The organism is Rothia nasimurium (assembly GCF_928381705.1).
GTDB classification, from domain to species: Bacteria; Actinomycetota; Actinomycetes; order Actinomycetales; family Micrococcaceae; genus Rothia; species Rothia nasimurium_G.
The window spans coordinates 48,890-72,438 of the sequence record NZ_CAKMSR010000014.1 but is presented as its reverse complement, the minus strand read 5'-3'; the positions used below and the strand labels follow the sequence as shown (position 1 = coordinate 72,438).

The window sequence follows — 23,549 nt, the reverse complement described above, 5'->3', positions numbered from 1 at the left end:
ACAGGACGCCCAGCCCTCTACGACAACGCTATCGACACCGACTACACCCACTCAATCGGCATTCAAAAAGGCCAAATCTAACCCCCGCGACACGCCGAGCCAGACACACATTTTGACCCTTAACCCGCAATTGCTGACTCCGGCGTAGCTCGCGAGGATGTCTTCCTCACCACCAAGATCTGGAACGACGACCAGGGCTACGAGCAGACCCTCAAGGCAGCGGACGAGTCCCTGGCCCGCCTGGGCACCGACTACGTCGACCTGCTCCTGGTTCATTGGGCTAAGCCCTCCCAGGGTCTCTACACCGAGACCTGGAAGGCCCTCATCGAACTGCAGAAGCAGGGCAAAGCCAAGTCCATCGGCGTCTCTAACTTCCCCGAAGAGCAGCTGCGTGAAATCGTCGCCGAAACCGGTGTCGTCCCCGCTATCCATCAGATTGAGCTGCACCCCTACTTCGCCCAGGAAAACCTGCGCGAGGTCCACGCAGAACTTGGCATTGTCACCCAGGCATGGAGCCCCCTGGGCAACCGCTCCGATCTGCTGGATAACCCCGTGATTGGCGAAATTGCCAAGGCGCATGACGCCACCCCCGCCCAGGTTGTGCTGGCCTGGCACCGAGCCCACGGCATCGTTGCCATCCCCAAGTCAGTAACCCCCGAGCGTATCGTCTCTAACTTCGAGTCCCTGAACGTTGCCCTGACCGGCGACGAGGTTTCAAAGATTGACGCGCTCTCATCAGCTGAGGGCCGCATCGGCCCTGACCCGGCAGATATCGACTTCTAGTAAGGGCTACCCAAGGGGCAGAGCAGGGTCACAGCGAAGCTGCTGGCTCGGATGAAGTGAGCGGGTGCGAGCGCGCGAGCACGCAAGAGCGAACGAAATCCGCCGTCAGGCGGGGCGTGAATCGCTTGTGAGCGCTAGCGAACCAGCGAGAGGGTCGGCAGCGAGCGTGACCCTGCTAGCCCCTGACTAGCGCGACTTCTAGGAGTCAACGATAGGCTGCTGCCGTGTTTCGGGGATAGGCTCCGGTACATAGCGCCAGAGGGCGGGTGCCGCCAGCGTCGCTAGGGCGATGGTGACCATCACCAGGGTTCCGCCGATGACCGCAGCTAAGGGGGAGCCCACCAGCTCGGCGGCCCCACCCACAAAGGCCATGCCCAGGTTGGGCCCGCCCGCAACCGTGATGATGAAGAGCCCCTGTAGGCGTCCGCGCAGGGCGTCGGGGGTCGCTACCTGAATGATGGTGGAGCGGTAGACCGACCCCAGGGCGTCCGCCCAGCCCATAAAGGCCAGGGACGCAAAGGCCAGGCCCAGGGGTAGCAGGTTCTCGGTCAGCGAGGCGCTGGGGATACGCCCCTCATAAGCCCAGGCGATGAGCCCGAAGGCGATAAACCCCAGCCCCCACCCCGTGTAGCTGAGGGTGAGGAAGCGGCCCTGGCGGCGGACGTCCTTGAGGAAGCCCGAGAAAGACACCCCGATCAGGGCACCCACGGGGCCGGCAGCTAGCAGCAGGCCGGCTCCGGCTTCACCGCCGCCGAAGGTCAGGGTGGCCAGCGCCGGGATGAGCGGGCGGGCCTGGGCGAAGAACATGCCGAGTAGGTCTACCACAAAGGTCATGCCCACGACCGTGTTGCGCCGCACGAACCCCAGCCCCTCGCGGATTGAGGTCAGGACGGACGGACGCGCCGCCCCGCTCTGCTCCGGGAGCATGGCTGGGAGCCGGTAAAGGGCCCAGATGCCAACGGTCATCGCGAAAACGTTGATGGAGTAGGTGAGTTGGTAGCCGACGGAGGCTACGAGCAGGCCGCCAATCAGGGGCCCGGCGCTCATGCCCAGGGTGCCTACCGACATCATGAGGGTGTTAGCTGCCGGGAGCAGACGGGGTTTGATGAGGCGGGGAATAATGGCCCCGCGGGCTGACTGGTTGATGGGCTGGAGCAGGGATTCTGCGGCGATGAGGGCGTAGAGTACCGCCACACTGTGGATGTTGAGCCAGGCGTGCAGGGCAATAAGCAGGGTAACGCCCCACATACCCAGGGTTGCGGCTAAGGCGACCTTGCGTCGGTCGTAGCGGTCGGCAATCACGCCACCGTAGAGGCCGCCGATGATTAGCGGCACCACAGAGACCAGACCCACCAGGCCCACCGCCCCGGATGAACCTGTCAGGGCGTAAATTTCCAGAGCAATAGCCACCGAGGTGATCGCAAAACCTATGGTGGAAAAGAGCCCGCCCAGCCAGATGCGTCTGAAGTCGGGGGAGTAGGTGAGCGGGGTGAAGTCCATGAGAATTTTGCCCACGGTTAATCTCCTGTCTTCTCTGAGGCGGCACCCTGACCGGCGTCCGGTTCTGGGGCAGCCAGCAGGTCGCGTATCTGGGCGGCGGTGAGCTGGGAGGCAAAGAAGGCCCCCTCATCGACCACCGCGTCGAAGAGGGCCGCCTTGGATTCTTTGAGTTCCATGACCTTCTCTTCGATAGTGCCCGCTGAGACCAGTCGGTAGACCATGACGTTCTTGGTCTGCCCGATGCGGTGCACACGGTCAACGGCCTGCTGTTCGGCAGCCGGGTTCCACCAGGGGTCCATGATGAAGCAGTAGTCGGCGCTGGTCAGGTTCAGACCGAAGCCGCCTGCCTTGAGGGAGATCAGGAAGACGGGGACGGTGCCCGACTCGAACTCTTCGAGTAGCTCCCCGCGGTTGCGGGTGGAGCCGTCCAGGTAGAGGAAGGGGATGCCCATGTCAGAGAGCCTGCCCGCGACCTTCTTGAGGTAGCCGGTGAACTGGCTGAAAATCAGGGCCCGGTGGCCGTCGTGGATAATTTCGGGCAGGTTCTGCTCCAGGTAGTCCAGCTTGGACGACTCCACCCCGGCGTAACGCTCGGCGTCAATCAGGGTGGCATCCAGCGCCAGGCGGCGCAGGGTTGTGAGGGACTGGAAGATGGTGAAGCGGTTCTTGTCGATGTCTTCCAGTAGGCCCAGGATCTTCTGGCGCTCGCGCTGCAGGTGGGTGTCGTAGGCCCGGCGGTGGGCCGGGGCCAGGGGCACATCGATGCGCATATCGGTTTTCTCGGGCAGGTCGGCGGCCACCAGTTCCTTGGTGCGGCGCTTCATGAGCGGACGGATGCGGCGGCGCAGTCTGCCCAGGGCCTTGGTTTCTTCACCGGATTCGATGGGGGTGGCGTAGACGTCCTTGAAGGCGCGGGCGGAGGGGAAGAGGCCGGGGGCGGCGATGGAGAACATGGACCACAGTTCCATGAGGTTGTTCTCCATGGGGGTGCCGGTCACCGCAATCTTGACGCGGGCGGGCAGGTCGCGGGCGGCCTGGTGGGCCTTGGTCTTAGCGTTTTTGACGAACTGGGCTTCATCGAGCACCAGCCCCTCGAAGGGCTGCTGGCTGCCCAGGTCAAAGTAGTGTTCTTCGTCGATGCGGAAGAGGGCGTAGCTGGTCACTACCACGTCGGCCGAGGCGACGGTATCGGCCAGGCGCTGCTTAGATTTCCGTACCGACTCTTCAACACCGACCACCCGTAAGGAGGGGGCAAATCGTTTGATTTCCCGCACCCAGTTGGGCACCACCGAGGTGGGGGCGACCACCAGGAAGGGGGCGGACGCGTCCGCCCCGGCTTCCGCCCCACCCAGCTGCCCGGCGGCGTCCTGCCCCTTTTCCTGGGCGTGCAGGAAGAGGGCGATGGTTTGCAGGGTCTTGCCCAGGCCCATGTCGTCGGCCAGTACGCCGCCTAAGCTGTGTTCCCAGAGGAAGGCTAGCCACTGGTAGCCCTCCACCTGGTAGGGGCGCAGGGTGGCCTGCAGGCCGGTGGGCACCTCGGCGGGGGAGTGGTCATCGAGGTTGAGCAGGGCCGAAACCTGCTCGTCCCAGGCGGCTACGGTCTGGGTTTCAGCGGCGAGCTCTTCGAGTTCCTCCCACAGGCCCACCTGGTGGCGGTTGATTTCAAGCGGCCCGGTTTTATCGGTGAGCTGAGCGGCTTCACGCAACAGCTCTTGTAATTTCATGAATTCGGGCCGGTCAAGGGCAAAGTATTGGCCATTGCCCAGGAGCAGGTGGGTTTGGCCCTTGGCCAGGGCAGCAACGACCTCTGAGAAGGCCACATGCCAGTCCCCGACCTTGATAGCGACGCCCAGCCCGAACCAGTCGCGGCGGCGGGTGTCGTCCACCGTGACGATGATTTCGGGGGCTTCATCGAGCTCGCGGAATTCGGGGCGGGGCCCGGTCACATCAACGCGCACACCCTCAATCTGCTCGTAGTCGGGCACATAGGTTTCGAGCAGAGTGCGGGTGCCCCAGTTCTCGGTGTAGTGGCGGGTGAAGGGCACGCCGGGGCGAATCTTCTTAACCTCTTTGAGCACCCGGTACTCGTGGGCGGTATCGCGCACATCGGCCCGGTCTTCGCCGGGGTAGCCCAGGGCATCGAGCCTGAGAAAGTCGCTGTCGTCGCCGGTGGGGTTGACCGGGTACTCCCAGTGCCAGGCGGTGTGGGCGGTGAAGGGCGGGCCCGGCTCGTCAAAGGCAATGCTCAGCACCAGGGTGGGCATACGGACGGCAGGCAGCTCAAGATCTTCGCTGCTCGTTGAGATGGGCAGCGCCCGGGTGAGGGCAGGGTAGTAGTCGGCAAAGAAGGCGGGGACGTCGGCAGCCGGCACGGTGACCGGCTCACCGGATATCAGGGACTCGGCAACCGCATCCAGCGGCTCAGCTAGGGGAATGAGCACCAGCTCGGAGTCGGCGGTGAGCCAGGAGGGGCGGTCCGCGGGCGCTACGTCCTCAGCCTGGGCCAGAGCGGAGGGCAGGGTGGACTCCCAGCGGGCAGCGGCCGCAGCCTTCACATAGGTCTCCTGGGCCGCCCCGCCCAGGGCGATAAAGCCCTGCCGGTTATTGCCCAGCTTGTGGGTAAAACTAGCGGGCAGGGTGTAGGCCCCCCAGCGGAGCAGGGGAGTCAGGCGCAGGGCATCGGCGGACGACCCCCGCTCGGGTACCGGTTCAAGGGCCAGTTCAACCTGGGGAGCGCTCGCGATAGTCAGACCGGTTTCTTTGCCGTCTAAGAGGATAGACAGGCCCACCTCGCTAGCAGATTCCAGCATCTGCCAGAGCAGGGAAGAATCCACATTTGAGATAGAAGCCCAGTCGCGGTGGGAGGAATAGATGGACTGGGAGCCCCGAATCACCGCGTAAAACTCATTGAACCAGGCCGCGTGCTCGGGGAGCAGGCCGGTTCCCGCCGACCCGGCGGCAGAACCCGAAAACTTCTCCCAGCTCAAACCGCCCTTAATCCACTTGCCGCGGGCACCCATCATCAGGGGCCGGGCTTCAAGCGATACGCGGGGCGCCCCGATGTTCTTGGTCCACCCGTACTTACCGGGCACCACCAGGCGTAAATCAAGGGCACCGGCCACCCGGTGATTGCGGCTATCGTAGCTGGGGCGGGCAGCAAGAGAATGGGCCAGGGACCGCCGCCAAGCCGGTAGGGACTGCCCAGCCCGAGCACCGGCGTCCGCCTGCTCCTCGGTACCGGCACTCGCCTGCTCGCCCCGGTGTTCCCTCAGCAGATCTGCAGCCCGCTGCAGGCCCACCGTATCGGCCATCTCCAGGATTTCCTGCACCTTCTCGTCGGTGCTCGCTGTGCTCTTCCAGGTACTTGAGGACGCCGTCATAGCCCGCTTGGCCTTGGCCGTACGGTCGATTGCGGTCAGCATCAGCGCCACCGCATGCTTGCAGTTATGGGCCACCGGGCAGGAACAGGTCGCCGAAAAAGCATAGGAGCCCGCGGTGACCTCCGCAGGGAAAGCCACCCGCGCGGTGTAGGGGGCAGAACCAGAGCCAGCCACCTGCCCCTCCAGCACCCGCGCCTGCTCGTCATAGGTGTAACGAATGACATTACCCTCCCGCATATACCGCTGCCCCCGCGTGTAGGCACCAGAGCCCACCTGCCGAATAATGGCGGGGGCTGTCACCGGGATTTCAGGGAAAGAAGTAGACACAGGCACACCTTCACAACAGAGCAAATACCTAGTCTTCTAGCGTATCGCACCGCCTTACCCACAGCGCCCACGGGCAGGTTCGTCACAGTAAGAAAAATTTCTGAGACCGGTGTTTACAGAAGCGCCAACAGCGAGTTATGCTTTTACCAGCTTCAAGAGATTCAACTGTCAAGCTCCGACTTTGGTTGAACGCCAACCCCATGTTCACGGGTGGCTCGGATGACGAAGCGGTCTGCATCGCGCATTTCGGCGCTGTTTGGTGCAGGCAAGAGCAAGTTTCGAAAGGAATGCGCACTTTACGCGCAACGACGGCATGTCAAACGCTCGACCTTACGCCCACCGTCCTCACATCACCGTTCAGAAGAACATTTCTGCTGCCTCTGTACCCGCCCGCGGCGGCTACACCGCAATGAGCATCCAGGACTACACCCGCATCTCCAACGAGCGCAGCGAATTCCTCAACTTCCTGCTGGCCCCCAACCCCAGCGGTATCCCTGCAACTGAGTACGGTGTTCTGAAAGCTGCATGAGCCAGGTAGGTCTGCTTCTCGATTCCGATGTCCTTGCCGAAATCCGCAAGGCCACCCCGCACCCGCAGGTAGTGAAATGCCTGCGCCGCCGCTCCTACCGCACCATGTACATCTCGGTGCTCAGCCTCGGTGAACTCAAGGGGCTTTACCCCTACCCAGAAACCGAACGCTGGCTCGCTGAGCTCATGGACCGCTTCGACTCTCACGTACTAGAAGTCGACGCGAAGGTATCACTGGAGTGGGCCGGACGCCACGCCGAGAAGCACCTCCACCTGGTGGGTGGGCAGCGCCCCGCCCCCCTCGCCACAGCAGCCCTTGAGGGCCTGATGGCTGCCACCGCGACCGTCCACCAGCTTGAGATTATTTCGAGCAAGGCCGAGATTTATAAGTCCTGGGGCGTCCCGGCGGTGGATCCCTGGGAAGACTAGAGCCCGCAACATAGGTTCCACAGGCTCACAGCGAGCGTGAGCCTGCAAAACCTTTAGTAATCTCGCGTCCGCGCTATCGCAGCTGCCACCAGCCGGCGGGGTAGTGCCCGTGAGGCTGTAACCGCCAGCTTGTAGGGTAAGGACGGCACACAGATCGGCTTCCCTGCCGTCACCGCAGCGATGCCTTCGGCGACAACCCGTTGGGGGTCCAACCATAAAAAGTTCGGTAGGCTGGGCTCACCCTGGCCCATAGCGTCGTGGAACTCCGAGCGGGTTAGCCCCGGGCAGAGGGCCGTCACATGGATACCCCGGCCCGAATATTGCAGGTGGGCCGATTCTGAGGCCACCACCAGAAAACGTTTAACCGCCGAGTAAGTACCACCGGGGGTAAAGGCTGCCACCGAGGCGACGTTAATAATGCGGCCCCGCCCGCGAGGCAGCATAGCAACAATTGCGGTGTGCATGAGCTGGAGCGGGACCCTAGCCAGCACATCGACCTGGTCTAGGTGGCGCTCTACCGGCGCGGCATCAAAGCTCTTGCCAAGCCCGAAACCCGCATTATTGACCAGTATCTCAACGGGGCACTCAACCTGCTGCAGGCGCTCAACCAGGCGGGCGACGTCCTGCTCCACCAGCAAATCGGCGGGGATTACCTCAACATCTACCGCGAACCTGCCGCGTAGCTGGCCTGCTAGGTCTTCTAGAGCCTCGGCCCGCCGGGCGGTAAGCACCAGGTTGTACCCGGCTGCTGCATACTGGCGGGCAAACTCGGCCCCGATACCTGCCGAAGCACCGGTAATCATCACATACGAAGTTTCGCTACTCATGGCTCCCACTCTACCGCCGGGGTGAGCTGGGCCGGTTATTTTCACCGCACTCTTACCCCGTTTACCGGCATCATCAGGCACACAGCAGAGAAACATGACATGATGAAAGACGATGAATACCACCGCTCACCCCAAACGTTCCCTCCCTATGCCTCTGTGGCTGCAGGGCTCAGTTGAGCTTGCCCTCGTGGCGCTGGCCTCTTACCTCACCGTCGTCCTGCTCCTGGTGGCGGTCTGGTACACCAACGGCTTCAACAGCAGCGGTACCCTAGCCGGTGCTGTCTCTGTGGCCGGGCACTTGTGGCTGCTGGTTCACGGCGTGCCCCTGAACATGAATATCCCCGAGCAGGGGGTCTTCTCAGCGGTGACCGGAACCATGAGCCTGGTACCCCTGGGCCTCACTCTGATCCCCCTAGCCCTCTGCTACCGCTCCGGCCGCCGCCTGGCCCGCGCCAGCTACGAGGGCCAGTTCTGGCAGCCCCTGGCCGGTGGTCTTCTCGCCTACGCCGTGGTGGGCGCAGGGGTGAGCCTGCTGTCCACTAACGATTTCTTCTCCACCTCACCCGTCCTTGCTGCCCTGGTACCCCTCTGGGTAGCTGCCCTGGGCATTATCTTGGGCGGGTACGCCGAATCGCGCTCGCTAGCCGCCATGATCGGTGTGAACGCGGCCGACTGGGTGAAGAAATTCAGCCAGTATTCCCGCTGGGCAGGCTCCTACGTCTGGGCCCTGCTGAGGGCGGCCCTGGTGAGCGTACTGGCTTTTGTGGCCGGTGGCGCCCTGCTGCTGGTGGTCACCCTCTTCTGGCACTGGGACGACGTCGTCTCCCTTTATCAGACCCTGCACGCTGGCGCCGTCGGCGGCCTAGCCCTAACCCTGCTGCAGCTGGGTCTGCTCGTGAACTTGGTGGTCTACTCCATGGCGTGGAGCTCCGGCGCAGGCTTTGCCCTGGGCACCGGCACCTCCGTTGACCTGACCGGCACCAACGTGGGGGTCATGCCCTCCCTGCCGGTGCTGGGGGCGCTGCCGCACGCGTCCGAACCCTGGGGCTACCTGGCCCTTGCCGTGCCCCTAGCCGCCGGTGCCCTGGGCGGCTGGTGGTTCTTCCGCGAAGGCGAAAACCACTTTGACGAGTGGCTTTCCCTCAAGATTCGCTTCCGCTGGCTGTCCTGGCCCCTTTCTACCCTGGGGCTTGCCGTCCTGACCCTGCTGCCGACCTTCCTGCTGACCACCCTGCTGGGCTGGGCCGCTAACGGGTCGCTGGGGCTGGGCCGCTTCACGGCTATCGGCCCGCGCCCCCTCATCTTTGGAGCTTTCTCTGCCGTGCTGCTGGCGGCCGGTACCATGCTGGGGCTGGGCCTTGCCCACCTGCTGGTGCGCGACACCTCCGGTGAACTGGAGCGATTTGCCCAGGTCAAGCCCACCCGCGAGCAGAAGCGCGCAGCCCGCGCCGAGGCCAAGGCCCAGAAGGCAGCGGCCCGCGCCGAGCGTAAGGCAGAAAAGGCTGGGCCTGACCAACTGGACGTTGCCCAGCCGGACGCTGCCGAGCAGGCAGACGCAGAGTCGGGCGATCTAGAGAGTCAGGACGCCGGTGGCAAGACCCTCGCTGAGGGCGGGTCGGTTGCGGCCTCTAGCGAGAAGGGCGCCGCTGCGCTGGCGCTGGCTCGCATTATGGCTGACCGTGAGCAGACCCAGCCTGCCGAAAGTGAGGAGCCCGCCGAGAGCGATGAAGCTGCTACTGACGCTGAGGAAGTAGCGCCTGAAAACGAAGCTGAAGATACCGCATCTGGCGAAGCAGAAGCAGAGGCTGCACCCGAGGCTGAAGCTGAAGAGCCCGCTGTGCCCTTCCGGCCCGTGGTGAAGCGTCCTAAGTCCCTGCGTGCCCGCCGACAAAAACGCCTTGAAGAGCTGGCAGAAGGTACAGGCAAGGAAACTGAAGCTCAGTAAAAGATAGATAAAGGTATACCAGGCTCACGCTGGATGGAGCCCTGCAGATTCCGAGCGCGCGAGGAAAATAATCTGCGGGCGGAATAGGCGCAAGCCTGACCCTCATGCCCCGCCTGACGGCGGATTCCGTTCGCTCTTGTGTGCTCGCGCGCTCGCACTCGCTCACTTCATCGAGCCAGCAGCTTCGCCGCGAGCCTGGTATACCTCTACTCGAATTAAGACTTAGAAACCTACTGCCCCATGAGCTGCTGCAGCAGGCCGTCGCTCATCTGCGAGGTGCACTGCTGCTGGCGGCTCAGGGTGACAGCCTGCTGCAGGCACTCGGCGTAGCCAACCGTGGCGTCCACAAAAATTAGCTGGACCAGTGCAGCGAAACCCAAGAAGAGTGACCACAGCATCACCATAACCATGAGCACCACCGAAAAAGCGGGAAACTTAGCCCCCACCATTTTCACCAGGGTCACCGTGGCAAGAGTGAAAGTCAGCACCGCCAGCGCCGCTGTTGCCGCGGCGAACCAGCCCGGGTATGAGGTGCTAGCTACCGTAGCAACCATCGCCAAAAACGACAGGCGGGACCACACCTTGATATTCTCAAGCACACGGTCAGAGGGCAGCTGGGTGGAAGGACGCACGGAGTCAGACATACCTACCACCTTACCGCGCCACAGCACTCACCCCACACAGCGTAAGACCCCGGCATCTCAGCATAAAAACTCAGCGGTGTGTTAGCGCTCGCATACGATAAACTTTTCTGTATGCGCATTGTGGTGATGGTGTCCGGCTCGGGCACAAATTTGCAGTCCATCCTTGACTCCGTCGCAGTCGGCGACCTAGACGTCACTGTTGTGGCGGTGGGTGCCGATAAGCCCTGCCTGGGGCTTGAACGAGCAGAAGCAGCCGGAATTGAGACCTTCCGTATCGAGCCTCAGTCCTATGACAGTCGCGAAGCCTGGAACCGCGCTCTCGAAGAAAAAATTGCCAGCTACGGGGCTGACTACATCATCTTCGCCGGCTTCATGCGTATCGTCGATGCCCAGCTCGTTGACCGTTTCGCCAACCGCATCATCAACACCCACCCCGCCTTGTTGCCCTCCTTCCCAGGAGCCCACGGCGTGCGCGACGCTCTGGCCCACGGGGTCAAAGTCACCGGGCTCACCGTGCACCTGGTCGACTCCGGCGTCGACACCGGCCCCATCCTGGCCCAAGCCGCCGTCGACGTCCTCGATGACGACACCGAAGAAACCCTGCACGAGCGCATCAAGGTCAAAGAGCGAGTGCTCCTGGTAGAAACTATCGCCCGCCTAGCCCAAGACCTCAACGGCGAAACCGCCTAACCCACAAGTTTAGCCCCGCACCACGGGGCTGGGCCTAGGGTCGGGGCTCCTTACCAAAACGACTCACACCCACGTAACCACCTGCTGACCCGGCCCAACCCGGCAGCAAAAGAAACGGAGTTAATCTGTGAGTCTCATTGAGCTCGACCGCGTACCGCTCAAGCGTGCCCTCATCTCTGTCTACGACAAGACCGGCCTCGAAGACCTAGCAAAGGGCCTGCACGAAGCCGGCGTCGCTATCGTCTCCACCGGTTCAACCGCCTCCACCATCGCCGCAGCCGGTGTGCCCGTCACCGAAGTCTCCGACATCACCGGCTTCCCCGAATGCCTCGAAGGCCGCGTCAAAACCCTACACCCGCGCGTCCACGCCGGTATTCTGGCAGACCGCCGCAAGCAGGAGCACATCGACACCCTCAAAGACATGGAAATCGAAGCCTTCGACCTGGTCGTCGTCAACCTCTACCCCTTCGTTGAGACCGTAGCCTCCGGCGCCGACCAGGACGCCATCATCGAAAAAATCGACATCGGCGGCCCCTCCATGGTTCGTGCCGCCGCCAAGAACCACGACGCCGTAGCCATCGTCGTCGACCCCGCCAAATACGGCCAGGTCGTTGAAGCCGCCAAGGCCGGCGGCTTCAACCTGGCAGAACGCCGCCGCCTCGCGTCCGCCGCCTTCGCCCACACCGCCGCCTACGACACCGCCGTCGCCACCTGGACCGCAGCCCAGTTCGAACAGGACGAAGACGCCAACTACTGGCCCCCCTTCGCCGGACTCGCCTTCGAACGCTCCGAATCCCTGCGCTACGGCGAAAACCCCCACCAGGCAGGCGCCCTCTACGTCGACCCCGCCGCAACCCCCGGCATCGCCCAGGCAGAACTGCTCGGCGGCAAGGCCATGAGCTACAACAACTACGTCGACGGCGACGCCGCCCTGCGCGCCGCCTACGACTTCGACGAACCTGCCGTTGCCATCATCAAGCACAATAACCCCTGCGGCATCGCCGTCGGCGCCGCAGATGCAGCCGACCCCATCGCCGATGCCCACGCCAAGGCCCACGCCTGCGACCCCCTCTCCGCCTACGGCGGCGTCATCGCAGCCAACCGCGAAGTCACCGCAGCCATGGCAGAAACCGTCAAGGGTATCTTCACCGAGGTCATCATTGCCCCCTCCTACGCCCCCGAAGCCCTGGAGATTCTGCAGACCAAGAAGAACCTGCGTATTCTCCAGCTCCCCGAAGGCTTCGCCCGCGACACCATCGAATACCGCCAGGTCTCCGGCGGCGCCCTCTTCCAGGACGCCGACCGCCTACACGCCGACGGTGACAAGGTCGAAAACTGGCAGCTCGTCGCCGGTGACGCCGCCGACGAAGCAACCCTCGCCGACCTCGAATTCGCCTGGAAGGCCCTCCGCGCCGCCAAATCCAACGCCATCCTGCTCGCCAACGACGGAGCCGCCGTCGGCATCGGCATGGGCCAGGTCAACCGCGTAGACTCCTGCCGCCTCTCCGTCGAACGCGCCAACACCCTGGCCGAGGGCGCCGAGCGGGCCCGCGGCTCCGTGGCAGCCTCCGACGCCTTCTTCCCCTTCGCCGACGGCCTCCAGGTACTCCTGGACGCCGGCGTCCGCGCAGTCGTGCAGCCTGGCGGCTCCATCCGCGATGAAGAAGTTATCGCTGCAGCCAAGGAAGCGGGAGTGACTATGTACTTCACCGGAGCTCGTCACTTCTTCCACTAGGCTCATCAGCGCGGCGGAGCGAATATACCTTCGCCAGCTGACCCTCTTGGGCTCGCGCTGGGCGCTCGCCCAGCCTCGTAAACTCGGCTGATTCCGTGCTCTCTTATGTGCTCGCTTGCTCGCACCCGAGCACTTCATCACGCCAGCCCCAGCCAGCTGGCTCCGGTATATTCGCTCCGCCTCTGATAGAACTAGTAATCCGCGGTAAAAAGTCCGCCCCTCCACATACGGAGGGGCAGACTTTTATCGTGTTATGTGAAGAACCCTACTGCTGCGCAGCTGCGTCCGAGATGCCGGTGAGGGCTTCTGCGAAGATGCGCTGGACGTCGGTGGGGGAGGACGCCATGTGGGCCTCGCCGCCAACGCTCTGGGCGATGGTGGTCAGAGCGTTCATATCGGCGTCTTCAGAAACACCAATCATGATGATGAAGACCGGGTTAGCCGGGTCCTGCTCCGCCTGAATGGTAGAAATCAGTTCTTCCTGGCTAATTGAACCATCATCAAAGTTTTCACCGTCGGTCAGTACAATCACGGCATTTACCGAACCGTAGGCGTAGTTCTCCTTAGCGGAGCGGAAGGCAGCCAGGGTGGTGTCATAGAGGGCGGTGAAGCCGTTGGGGTCAATGGTCGCGGCAATACCCGAGCCAGCCTCCTGTAGGAGCACCCGCTGGGTCTTACCGTCTACGGTTTCTTCAAAGCCACGCACGGGCACCAGCTCCTGGTAGTCAGAAACAGAACCGTCGGGCAGAGTGAGGTCACGAGAGAACTTCCACAGGCCCATAGAGTCACGGGCAGGGAAGAGCTGGGAGCCAGCTAGCACAGATTCAACGGTGATATCCATGCGGGACTTATCGGTACCTTCTACCGGCAGCAGCATAGAACCTGACGCATCGAGCACCACCAGAGCGTTCAGCGGCGCAGACTGCAGAGAGTAAGAGGTCCAAACCTGGGTGAGTACATCCTGGTTGCTGGGAGTCAGCTCCGCAAAGCTACCGACGCTGTATTCGCCTTCTAGCTCCTGGCCGTCCGCTGCGCGCAAGCCAGCAGCTGCCAGGGCCTGCTTGCCGTCCTCGCTACCCATGAAGTCGATGATCTGCTGGGCAGCCTCATCGATAGTGGTGTTATTGCTGGAGGACGCCTGGTAGAGGGGGTAGTTGAGGGCAAAGGAGCCGTCGCCGGGCACAGTCGCGGTCAGCCCGGAATCTGAATGAGCTGAGGCATAGGCTGCGTAGTCAGCCTCGGTGACGATTGCGGCGTCCTTGGTACCGTTATCCACATCGGTCAGCAGCTCGGTGGCGCTCTGGGCAGCCTCAGTTACACCGATGCTCTGGGCACGCAGGGCGGTGCCGCCGGTGAGGTCCTCGACGCTGACGGTACCCGCTGACGCCTCAGAGATACCGCCGAGCAGGGCAGCGAAAGCTCCGGGGTCTTCCTTGGGGTCACCCATGCTGACGGTGTTTTCAGCCTTGAGGGCTTCGAGCCAGGTGCCGTAGCTGGTGTTATCTTCTGACACGATGACGCCGGGGGTCTGGGCAAGGGACTCCGCGAGGGGAGTCAGACCGGTGTTAGCTTCGCTCATGGCCAGCTCGGCGCGGGTGGTGGAGTCAGGAATCCAGAGGTTGGTGGTTGCCGTACCGCTGGTTGACTCGGTGAGCACATCACTGGCGGTCTTATCGGTGGTGATGTCGAGGGTGATGCAGGTGTCCTCGTCCACGGGCATAGCCTTCAGCGCTGCTGCCATAGGCTCGGTGGTGGCTACGGTGACGGCCTGGGTGGTTGAGCAGGCCGCCGGAACGGTCTGGCCGCTGGTGGTGGAGGGCTGCTTATCACCGGTGATATTGGTGTACGCAATAGCGCCGCCGCAGAGCAAAATCACGGCTGCAGCGCCGGTTGCAATCCACTTACGGCTGTTCTTCTTCTGCTTTTCAATACGCTCTTGACGGCGTGACTTGGCGTTATTCGCCATGTGACGGTGCCTCTTCCCTAATGCTGTGCGGTGGTGTGGGCGAGTGGGGGTTCCCCGTGAGCAGGTGCGGCTGCAGGGGCGCTCGCTGGGCAGCTACGGTGGGTGGGGTAGTGCCGCTGGTTCGCCCTTTAGTGTAGCAAGAAAGGGCACCTATGGCGGGGTTTGCCGGGGTGGGCGGCGGGCCGCTGTGCTTTAAAATGGGAGGGTGCCGAAAGTCAGTGAAGAGTATATGCGTTCCCGTCGCGCCGAGCTTGTTGCGGCTGCCCGCGCTGTGTTTATGCAGAAGGGGTATCAGCAGGCGTCGATGAGCGAGGTGATTGCTGCCTCGGGCTTATCTGCAGGGGCGATTTATAACCATTTCTCGGGGAAAACAGAGATTATGGCTGCGGCTGCCCGGGTAGACCTCTCTCAGTTTGAGGCGCGCAGCGATGAGCTGCCATGGGAGTTTGTGGAGCGCTGTCTGGCGACCTTACAGGCCGATGAGCAGCTGACTCGGTTTTTGGCGATTACCTGGGGTGAGGCCGTGACGGTACCTGAGGTCGCTGAGGTCGTGGACGAACAGCTGGGCCTCTTGCGCTCCCGCGTAGTGGCGAGCTACCGGGCCTGGGCTGAGGCCGAACTCGATTTTTCCCCCTCGGAGCTAGAAACCTGGTTGCAGATGCTGGGCTCGGCAGTCCTGTCTGTGCTGACCGGCTTTGTGGTTCAGGCCAGCACCGTGCGCGACTTTGACGCCCAAAGCTACTTTGAATTTGCCCGCACCATTTTGCGGCAGGCCTAGCCTCCCTTTTTCCTGCGCGGACGCCGGTGAGCTGCTCACCGGCGTCCGCGCAGCTTAAAAGCGGAGAGGGCAAAAACCTGAAAATTATCTCAAATCTGCCGGGGCAGCGGGCTCTCGCTAGCTAGGTCACATACACTTAAAAGTAGAGTGCGCTCACACGCGCCGCTCGGTTAAAGCATCACGTGATCTTCTGTATCCCCTCGTACAGATAAGCAGAAGAAACTGATCCACCATACTCAAGGAAGTGGCATGACCAACCTTTCACCCAACGTCACCAACCTGCCCCTGGCTGAGGTAGACCCCGAGGTCGCTGAAGCTATTCAGCACGAGCAGGAACGCCAGCAGAACACCCTCGAAATGATCGCTTCAGAGAACTTCGCCCCCCGCGCTGTACTTGAAGCTCAGGGCTCTGTTCTGACCAACAAGTACGCCGAAGGCTACCCCGGCCGCCGCTACTACGGCGGCTGTGAATTTGTTGACGTGGTGGAGCAGCTTGCTATCGACCGCGCCAAGGCCCTCTTCGGTGCTGACCACGCCAACGTGCAGCCCCACTCTGGCGCCCAGGCCAACAACGCCGTCATGCACGCCCTGCTGACTCCCGGTGACAAGATTATGGGCCTGTCCCTGGCCCACGGTGGTCACCTGACCCACGGTATGAAGCTCAACGTCTCGGGCAAGCTCTACGAGGTTGTTGCCTACGGCGTGGACGAAGAAACCGGCCGCGTGAACATGGACGAGGTCCGCGAACTGGCCCTGGCTGAGAAGCCCAAGGTCATTATTGCCGGCTGGTCGGCCTATACCCGTCAGCTGGATTTCGCAGCCTTCCGCGCTATCGCCGACGAAATCGGTGCCTACCTCTGGGTCGATATGGCCCACTTCGCCGGCCTGGTAGCAGCTGGCCTGCACCCCAACCCCGTCCCCCACGCCCACGTGGTGTCCTCCACCGTCCACAAGACCCTGGCAGGCCCCCGCTCCGGCTTCATCATGTGTGTTGAAGACCTGAAGAAGAAGATCGACTCGGCGGTCTTCCCCGGCCAGCAGGGCGGCCCCCTCATGCACGCTATCGCCGGTAAGGCCACCGCCTTCAAGATTGCTGCTTCCGACATGTTCAAGGACCGCCAGGCCCGCACCCTCGAAGGCGCCAAGATTCTGGCTGACCGTCTGAACCAGGCCGACATGGCAGAGGCCGGCGTTAAGGTCATCTCCGGTGGCACCGACGTTCACCTGGTCCTGGTCGACCTGCGCGACGCCGAAATCAACGGCCGCGAGGCAGAAGACCTGCTGCACGAAGCCGGTATCACCGTCAACCGTAACGCAGTGCCCAACGACCCCCGTCCGCCCATGGTTACCTCCGGCCTGCGCATCGGCACCCCCGCACTGGCAACCCGCGGCTTCGATGCTGAAGCCTTCACCGAGGTCGCCGATATCATCGCCGAAACCCTCAAGCCCGGCGTCGACGTCGCAGCCCAGCGTGAGCGCGTCACCGCCCTGTGCGAGAAGTTCCCCCTCTACTCCGGTATCGAGGAGTGGTAAACATGCCGCAGATTCTTGACGGCACCGCTACCGCCGCCCAGATTAAGAGCGAGCTCGCCGAGCGCGTAGCTACCCTGAAAGAAAAGGGCGTTACCCCCGGCCTGGCGACCGTGCTGGTGGGCGATGACCCCGCCTCCCGCTCCTACGTGGGCGGTAAGCACCGCGACTGCGCCGAGGTTGGCATTGCCTCCATCAAGGTGGAGCTGCCCGAGACCATCAGCCAGGAAGAGCTAGAAGCTGAGCTCGAAAAGCTGAACAACGACCCGGCCTGCACCGGCTACATCGTTCAGCTGCCCCTGCCCAAGCACATCGATACCAATCGAGTTCTTGAGAAGATTGCCCCCGAGAAGGACGCCGACGGCCTGCACCCCATGAACCTGGGTCGCCTCGTCCTCAACGTGGGTGAACCCCTGCACTCGCCCCTGCCTTGCACCCCTAACGGTGTGATTGAGCTGGTGGAACGCCACGGTATTTCGTGGAAGGGTAAGAAGGTCGCTGTGTTGGGCCGCGGTATTACCGTAGGCCGCCCCCTGGGCCTGCTGCTGACCCGCAAGGACGTCAACTCCACCGCCACCCTGGTGCACACCGGCACCGAGGACATCAGCGCAGCCCTGCGCGATGCCGATATCATCGTGGCCGCTGTGGGCGTTGCCCACGCCGTGAAGGCTGATCAGGTCAAGGACGGCGCTATCCTGCTCGATGTTGGTGTCTCCCGTATCGAGGACCCCGAGACCGGTAAGAAGAAGCTGACCGGCGATATCTCACCTGAGGCCGCCGCTAAGGCTAGCTGGTACTCACCCAACCCCGGTGGCGTGGGCCCCATGACCCGCGCTATGCTGCTGGTCAACGTGGTAGAAACCGCAGAACGCCAGGCTGCCTAAGTCTAAGTGTCCACGAGAATCGCCCAGTGCATACCCACAGCGTATGCACTCGGCGATTCTCGTATGCACTCACGGAAAAAGAACTACCTCTTGACCTCTAGCTCGAAGTCGTAGCGGTCGCCCCGGTAAAGGGTTTGGGTGCTTTCCACGGGCAGGCCGCGCACGGTGTAGCCCACTTTTTCAACGCGTAAGGCGGCTGCTCCGAGGGGAACCCCCAGCTGGGCTGCTTCTGCCTGGGTCAGGTTGGTCGCTACCACCCGCACGGTTGCGGTTTCCACCTGGAAGCCGGACGCCCGCATCTGGGCATCGAGCGAGGCAGACAGCTCGGGCTCCACATGGGAAAAGGCCTGGGGCAGGAAATGGGCGGTTTCAAGAGCGATAGGGGAGCCGTCTGCCTGCCGTAGCCGCTGAATCTGGATCACCTTGGCACCGGCGTCCAGATTCAAATCGCGCTGAACCGCCAGCGGCGCCTCGATGAGGTGGCAGGTGAGGGTGAGGGAGTGGGGGCGGTGGCCGCGCGCGGCCATGTCGTCTGTGAAAGAGCGCAAGGACGGCGCCCGCATCGGGTGCTTGCGCGGGGCAACGTAGGTGCCTGACCCCTGCACATGGTAGATAAGACCGGCGTCAGCTAGTTCCCGTAGGGCCCGGCGGACGGTGTCGCGTGAGACGGAGAAGATATCCTGCAGCTGCCGTTCTGTGGGCAGGGGCATGTTCTCATCGGCCGGGCAGATATAGCGCTCTTCGATGAGCCTGGCGACCTGCTGGTACTTCGTTTCACGTGATGAGGGCATCATGTACCCCACTTTACGCTTAAGTTGGGCCTGCGATTCAGCGCGGCCTGGCTTCCTTTGACATAATAGAGGTCATGCAGTCGAACGGTTCAGAAAAAACAGCGCAAGAGCAAAACACTAAGGTCGTCCTGATGGGGGCGGGCATCGGCATGGCAATTCTCGTTGCCCTGCTGGCCTGGGCTATCGTCCAGTCAGCCCGCGAAGAGTCGGTGCTGGGTTGGATTCTGGCCGGTATTATCGCAGCCTGGCTGGGTATCGCAGCCTACCTCCTGGTGAACGTCAACCGTACCCTGGTCGCCCAGCGCAAGGCCTACGAGGAGCACGCCGTGAAGCGCGCTGAGTACGAGTCTGATGTGCACACCGAGAAGCTCGCTCACTCTTTCCAGATTTGCCTGGTGCAGTCAAAGGTGATTGCCGAGCAGCTTGAGGTCAACGACGAAAACTCCCGCGACATGATTGATCGCGCTATCGACACCATTAACTTCACCGCTAAGAACGGTATGGAACTGGCCCGTGAAGGGGCCTAAACACAGCGAAGGACGCCCCGTGAGCAAGTCACAGCAGACCACCCCCGAAGAAAACATCAAGGCTAAGATTCCCAACGCGGCAACCGGTGCGCCGCGTGCTTTCTCGGGCGCCCAGCCGTCCGCGGATTCCATGCACCTGGGTAACTACATCGGTGCGGTCAATAACTGGGTTGACCTGCAGAAAGACCACGAGTGCCTCTACTTCATTCCCGATATGCACTCGATTACCGTGCCCCAGGACCCTGCGGTTCTGCTGGAGCGCACCCGCAAGACCGCGGCCCAGTACATTGCAGCCGGTATCGACCCCGAGAAGACCCCGCTCTTCGTGCAATCGCATGTTCCCGAGCATGCCCAGCTAGCCTGGGTACTCAACTGCATTACCGGCTACGGTGAAGCTGCCCGCATGACCCAGTTCAAGGACAAGGCCGCCAAGCAGGGCACCGATAACGCCTCGGTGGGGCTTTTCACCTACCCCGTCCTCATGGCCGCTGATATCCTGCTCTACCAGGCCGATGTGGTGCCGGTAGGTGAAGACCAGCGCCAGCACCTGGAGCTGACCCGCAACCTGGCCCAGCGCTTCAACTCCCGCTTTGGCGACACCTTTGTGGTGCCTGAGCCGGTCATTCTCAAAGAGACTGCCAAGATTTACGATCTGCAGACTCCGGACTCCAAGATGAGCAAGTCAGCGACCACCGATAAGGGCATTATCTGGCTGCTGGACGACCCCAAGAAGACTGCCAAGAAGATTAAGGGCGCAGTCACCGACGCCGGTAGCGAGATCACCTATGACCGTGAGAATAAGCCCGGTGTCTCCAACCTGCTCTCCATCTACTCGGCGGTGACAGGTAAGGCTATTGACGACATCGTCGCCGACTACGAGGGCAAGATGTACGGCCACCTCAAGGTAGACCTAGCTGAGATCGTGGTTGAGGAGCTGACCCCCATTCGGGAACGCGCCCTGGAACTCATGGATGACCCCGCTGAGCTGGACCGCCTGCTGGCTATCGGTGCCGGTAAGGCCCGTGAGATTGCCTCTGTGACCGTGAAGAACGTGTATGACGCGGTAGGCTTCCTGCCCGCCCTCTAAGAGTTAGACGCCCTCACCTGGTGGCTTCTTCACCGACCATAGACCCCGACCGCAGGTACCTCAGCATTGTTGCCGAGGTACCTGCGGTGGTGTCTGCGCGCCTGGTCAGCTGGCGGGCGAGCCAGGGCCTCGTAGGCCCCGTCGCAGAAAGCTGCCACATTACGATTTTGATTAGTGAGGACGCCGGCGGCGCCCCCCTGCGCTCCATTGAGCAGGTGGTGGCCGGCATCGGCCCCGTGCAGGTGGATCTGGGCCCGGCCGCAACCTTTGAGCCGGTTACCCCCGTAACCTATCTCCCCGTTGTCGCCGGGGCAGATAGGCTCACCCTGATTCATGTAGCCTGCCAGAAGGCGGTAGGGGAGTCGGTGTCACCTTTTCCCTACGAGCCGCACCTCACCCTAGCCAACCATGCTCCGGCCCCTGCCCTGGCAGCGTCCTTACGCGATTTTGCGACCCTACCACCCGCTCTTGCCCATTTCACCGTGAACCAGCTGACGGTCTACCGATTCAGCGCAGGCAGCTGGCAGCAGCTAGGAACAGTAAATCTATAGCAAAAGGCCCTGCTTCTTCGTGTCGTTGAACTAGCCTCCGATCCCACCACTGCGTCGAAGCATTTGCCCATGGGGAGGGAAGGGGTACCAAGTGCATACACCTCCCTTATGGTAGCGACAGTAAAAGAAAACGAACCCGGACGAGACCACCTCAGATTGTTCAACAATTGTTGCAGGTATGGCAGCGAACATACAAATGCATGAACTATCGTCTACCCCAGAACTGTACGAAAGTATATGTGGCAAGCTCTAACGCCTCACTAGAGTTTTTAGTGAAGGCGCAAGAGAAAGAAAAGCGAGGTGCGCAATGAACGGTCTCAAACTCCACGGGATTAGCCGCAGCTTCGGTGACCACAAGGTGCTGCAGGATGTAGATTTCGGCGTCCGTCGCGGTGAAATTGTTGGTTTCATCGGTGGTAACGGTGCAGGTAAAACCACCACCATGCGACTCATTCTAGGAATGCTTAACCCCACCGGCGGGCATATCACCTGGGACGGGAAGCCCATCTCAACCGAGAACCGCAGGTCAATCGGTTATATGCCGGAAGAGCGGGGCCTGTACCCCCAGATGAGTGTCAAAGATCAGATTGTTCACTTTGCTCTACTCGAAGGGAAAACCCTGGGGCAGGCGAAGGAAAAAGCTGACGAACTTATCGCTACACTGGGCCTATCGGGTCGAGAGAAAACCCTCGTCCAAGATTTGTCGCTAGGTAACCAGCAGCGAGTTCAGCTAGCTGTTTCCCTGGTTGGTAACCCAGAACTACTGGTACTTGATGAACCCTTCTCGGGGCTTGACCCCCTAGCTGTAGATACAATGGCTGGTCTTATCCAACAACAGGCAGCCCAGGGCGTGGGCATCCTGTTTTCATCGCATCAGTTGGAGCTTGTTGAGCGCCTATGCGACCGTGTCTGCGTACTTGATCGAGGCAGAGTGATGGCAGATGGTGCTGTCTCTGAGCTGCAAGATACTGATCAGACCCGGTGGGAACTAAAGTTTGATCGTCCGGCCGGAGAATTCGTTGCCGAACTATCGTTGGTCGCTTCCTTCCATATCGAATTCAAGATGAGCAACCAATCATCAGTTTTCATCACAGTTGATGGACGGGATGCAACCGTTCCCCAGGGCGTACTAGAAACTGCCACACGATTTGGAGGGCTGCGCAGTATTGAGCCTGTGCAACAGTCCTTGGGTGCACTCCTATCGCAGGATTATATTTCGTCGGGCCGCGGTATCACCCCTGCCCGTGAGGCAGAGCTTGAATCGGCAGGTCAGACACGATGAAAGCTAAAGGCATGACCCAGCAGACTACCCAGCATGAAGTAGGTGAAAAATCAGTGAGCACTGCTTACCGTGAAATGTTAATCGTCATTCGACGTGAGGTTCTTACCCGCACCAAGAATAAGACCATCCTGCTAGCCACCGGGCTGCTTGCCCTGACTGTGGGTATTGGAGCAGGTGTTGGCGGTTGGTTCTTGCGGGAGAAAATGGGGGATGCTAGCTTCCAGCTGGATACCCGCCTGCTCTTTGCTACAGCGATGGTGAGTGCTTTGCTCAGCTCTCTTGTGTACTCATCCCAGAGCCTGACCTCTGGTGTTGTTGAAGAGAAGTCATCGAGGGTTGTCGAAATCCTCCTCACCAAAATCGGTGTTGTACCTCTGTTGGCAGGAAAGATGATTGGTATCGGCGCGATAACGCTGGTTCAGCTACTTCTTATTGGCGGCACTGGTCTGCTGGGTTTCACCCTCGTGGACGGGTGGTCACTGCTGGAGCTTGAAGTAGGCGCAGCCCTCTTGTGGTTCCTTGTATGGTTCTTGCTGGGCTACATCATCTTCGCAACCATGAACACGATTCTGGCGTCAACGGTCTCCCGGCAGGAGGACCTGAGTGCCGCAGTGATGCCGCTGTCGGTTTTGCAGATGGTTCTGCTGGTGGTCACCCTGTACCTGACACCCACCTATCTTGAAGAGGCTTGGCTTAGGGGGCTGTCATTCGTCCCGCTTTTCTCTTCCTACCTGATGCCTATTCGCTTTGGTCTGGACGGCGTGCAGACCTGGGAAATGGTGACCGCTGCCAGTATCGCTGGGGTAACTATTCCGCTGCTGTTCTGGGTGGCAACCCGTGTATACAGCAACAACGCTTTACGAACCGGCTCTAAGGTTTCGCTGCAACAATCATTTGCCTCAGACAACGGGGCTTAAAGCCGGGCTTTTGTCCGATTCATCTTCTGGGATTACTTGCCCATCACCATTGAAAGGAAAAATAACATGACTGCTTACAAGAACGAGACTACCTACCCCACTACCTCAAAGGGTGCCTCAGCGGTTGGCCGCTGGACTCGTAGCCTGGCGCTGGCCTTGGTTGGCGGCGGCGTAGGCTATGCGGTAGTAACCCTCTTTTTCTAAGTCGATAGAACTTTACTTGTAGTGGAGAAAATAGCGAAAGCGGAGAGATATTAGAAGTTCTAGAGAACGTAGCAAGGGCAGTTATTAGTATCCCTGAAACTTATAGTAGGACCGAATTTGAGCAGGTTAAACAGTTTGCTCTCAGTAATCTCAGCCGACCGCGTCTGGCACCCGATAATTTAGCAAGGTTTTTGACGCAGTACAGCGTGACGGGTTGGGGCGTTGATGCTTTACTAGATACACA

20 protein-coding genes, 1 pseudogene and 1 riboswitch are annotated in these 23,549 nt (G+C 61.4%); of the genes and pseudogenes, 15 read left to right on the top strand and 6 right to left on the bottom strand.

Going from position 1 to position 23,549, the window contains the following annotated elements:
• Window positions 1–126: 126 nt before the first annotated feature.
• Window positions 127–783: pseudogene (locus L6762_RS10945) on the top strand (aldo/keto reductase); the annotation flags it as partial.
• Between the two features lie 198 nt (window positions 784–981).
• Here L6762_RS10945 and L6762_RS10940 read toward each other — a convergent pair.
• Both L6762_RS10940 and L6762_RS10935 read right to left on the bottom strand, forming a co-directional pair.
• Window positions 982–2,298: an MFS transporter gene (locus L6762_RS10940; protein ID WP_237187268.1), complete on the bottom strand. Its 1,317-nt coding sequence runs from the start codon at window positions 2,296–2,298 to the stop codon at window positions 982–984.
• Window positions 2,299–2,300: 2 nt separating this feature from the next.
• Complete coding sequence (locus tag L6762_RS10935; protein WP_237187266.1) at window positions 2,301–5,990, bottom strand: DEAD/DEAH box helicase; 3,690 nt, start codon at window positions 5,988–5,990, stop codon at window positions 2,301–2,303.
• A gap of 150 nt (window positions 5,991–6,140) precedes the next feature.
• Window positions 6,141–6,268: riboswitch (SAM riboswitch) on the top strand.
• A 35-nt stretch (window positions 6,269–6,303) separates the two neighbouring features.
• On the opposite strand from L6762_RS10935, the gene L6762_RS10930 reads away from it, so the two are divergent.
• On the top strand, window positions 6,304–6,519 hold the full coding sequence (locus tag L6762_RS10930; RefSeq protein WP_237187265.1) for a nuclease PIN: 216 nt from the start codon (window positions 6,304–6,306) through the stop codon (window positions 6,517–6,519).
• A complete protein-coding gene (locus L6762_RS10925; RefSeq protein ID WP_237187264.1) occupies window positions 6,516–6,947 on the top strand; it encodes a plasmid stabilization protein in 432 nt (143 codons plus the stop codon). The genes L6762_RS10930 and L6762_RS10925 overlap by 4 nt, the downstream gene beginning before the upstream one ends.
• A 53-nt stretch (window positions 6,948–7,000) precedes the next feature.
• Here L6762_RS10925 and L6762_RS10920 read toward each other — a convergent pair whose 3' ends face one another.
• On the bottom strand, window positions 7,001–7,774 hold the full coding sequence (locus L6762_RS10920; protein ID WP_237187263.1) for an SDR family NAD(P)-dependent oxidoreductase: 774 nt from the start codon (window positions 7,772–7,774) through the stop codon (window positions 7,001–7,003).
• Between the two features lie 112 nt (window positions 7,775–7,886).
• On the opposite strand from L6762_RS10920, the gene L6762_RS10915 reads away from it, so the two are divergent.
• Window positions 7,887–9,719 (top strand): DUF6350 family protein, encoded by a 1,833-nt coding sequence (locus L6762_RS10915; RefSeq protein WP_237187262.1) that lies wholly within the window; start codon window positions 7,887–7,889, stop codon window positions 9,717–9,719.
• A 230-nt stretch (window positions 9,720–9,949) separates the two neighbouring features.
• Here the strand turns inward: L6762_RS10915 and L6762_RS10910 are convergent, their stop codons facing one another.
• Window positions 9,950–10,363 (bottom strand): hypothetical protein, encoded by a 414-nt coding sequence (locus tag L6762_RS10910; RefSeq protein ID WP_237187261.1) that lies wholly within the window; start codon window positions 10,361–10,363, stop codon window positions 9,950–9,952.
• Between the two features lie 111 nt (window positions 10,364–10,474).
• On the opposite strand from L6762_RS10910, the gene purN reads away from it, so the two are divergent.
• Both purN and purH read left to right on the top strand, forming a co-directional pair.
• Entirely contained in the window at window positions 10,475–11,053 is a 579-nt protein-coding gene (purN, locus tag L6762_RS10905) for a phosphoribosylglycinamide formyltransferase (protein ID WP_237187259.1), read from the top strand.
• Window positions 11,054–11,180: 127 nt separating this feature from the next.
• Window positions 11,181–12,788 carry a bifunctional phosphoribosylaminoimidazolecarboxamide formyltransferase/IMP cyclohydrolase gene (purH, locus tag L6762_RS10900; protein ID WP_237187257.1) on the top strand — a complete coding sequence of 536 codons (1,608 nt, stop codon included), beginning with the start codon at window positions 11,181–11,183 and terminating at the stop codon, window positions 12,786–12,788.
• Between the two features lie 265 nt (window positions 12,789–13,053).
• On the opposite strand, the gene L6762_RS10895 is transcribed toward purH, so the two are convergent.
• Window positions 13,054–14,754 (bottom strand): substrate-binding domain-containing protein, encoded by a 1,701-nt coding sequence (locus tag L6762_RS10895; protein WP_237187256.1) that lies wholly within the window; start codon window positions 14,752–14,754, stop codon window positions 13,054–13,056.
• Between the two features lie 229 nt (window positions 14,755–14,983).
• Here L6762_RS10895 and L6762_RS10890 point away from each other — a divergent pair, with 229 nt between their 5' ends.
• The 3 genes from L6762_RS10890 to L6762_RS10880 all read left to right on the top strand — a co-directional run bounded on the left by L6762_RS10890 (window position 14,984) and on the right by L6762_RS10880 (window position 17,946).
• A complete protein-coding gene (locus L6762_RS10890) occupies window positions 14,984–15,532 on the top strand; it encodes a TetR/AcrR family transcriptional regulator (RefSeq protein ID WP_237187255.1) in 549 nt (182 codons plus the stop codon).
• A 249-nt stretch (window positions 15,533–15,781) separates the two neighbouring features.
• Window positions 15,782–17,065 (top strand): serine hydroxymethyltransferase, encoded by a 1,284-nt coding sequence (gene glyA, locus L6762_RS10885; protein ID WP_185173467.1) that lies wholly within the window; start codon window positions 15,782–15,784, stop codon window positions 17,063–17,065.
• Window positions 17,066–17,067: 2 nt separating this feature from the next.
• Complete coding sequence (locus L6762_RS10880; RefSeq protein ID WP_237187254.1) at window positions 17,068–17,946, top strand: bifunctional methylenetetrahydrofolate dehydrogenase/methenyltetrahydrofolate cyclohydrolase; 879 nt, start codon at window positions 17,068–17,070, stop codon at window positions 17,944–17,946.
• An 83-nt stretch (window positions 17,947–18,029) separates the two neighbouring features.
• On the opposite strand, the gene L6762_RS10875 is transcribed toward L6762_RS10880, so the two are convergent.
• Window positions 18,030–18,740 carry a GntR family transcriptional regulator gene (locus tag L6762_RS10875; protein WP_237187253.1) on the bottom strand — a complete coding sequence of 237 codons (711 nt, stop codon included), beginning with the start codon at window positions 18,738–18,740 and terminating at the stop codon, window positions 18,030–18,032.
• 71 nt (window positions 18,741–18,811) lie between these two features.
• Here L6762_RS10875 and L6762_RS10870 point away from each other — a divergent pair, with 71 nt between their 5' ends.
• The 6 genes from L6762_RS10870 to L6762_RS10845 all read left to right on the top strand — a co-directional run bounded on the left by L6762_RS10870 (window position 18,812) and on the right by L6762_RS10845 (window position 23,305).
• Window positions 18,812–19,264 carry a hypothetical protein gene (locus L6762_RS10870; protein WP_237187252.1) on the top strand — a complete coding sequence of 151 codons (453 nt, stop codon included), beginning with the start codon at window positions 18,812–18,814 and terminating at the stop codon, window positions 19,262–19,264.
• Window positions 19,265–19,283: 19 nt separating this feature from the next.
• Window positions 19,284–20,351 carry a tryptophan--tRNA ligase gene (gene trpS / locus L6762_RS10865; RefSeq protein ID WP_423817124.1) on the top strand — a complete coding sequence of 356 codons (1,068 nt, stop codon included), beginning with the start codon at window positions 19,284–19,286 and terminating at the stop codon, window positions 20,349–20,351.
• 20 nt (window positions 20,352–20,371) lie between these two features.
• On the top strand, window positions 20,372–20,902 hold the full coding sequence (locus tag L6762_RS10860) for a 2'-5' RNA ligase family protein (protein ID WP_237187251.1): 531 nt from the start codon (window positions 20,372–20,374) through the stop codon (window positions 20,900–20,902).
• A 307-nt stretch (window positions 20,903–21,209) separates the two neighbouring features.
• A complete protein-coding gene (locus L6762_RS10855; protein ID WP_237187250.1) occupies window positions 21,210–22,184 on the top strand; it encodes an ABC transporter ATP-binding protein in 975 nt (324 codons plus the stop codon).
• Window positions 22,181–23,101 (top strand): ABC transporter permease, encoded by a 921-nt coding sequence (locus L6762_RS10850; protein ID WP_237187249.1) that lies wholly within the window; start codon window positions 22,181–22,183, stop codon window positions 23,099–23,101. The genes L6762_RS10855 and L6762_RS10850 overlap by 4 nt, the downstream gene beginning before the upstream one ends.
• A 66-nt stretch (window positions 23,102–23,167) precedes the next feature.
• The gene (locus L6762_RS10845) at window positions 23,168–23,305 is read left to right on the top strand and encodes a hypothetical protein (protein ID WP_237187248.1); all 138 of its coding nucleotides are present in this window, start codon (window positions 23,168–23,170) and stop codon (window positions 23,303–23,305) included.
• Window positions 23,306–23,549: the final 244 nt, after the last annotated feature.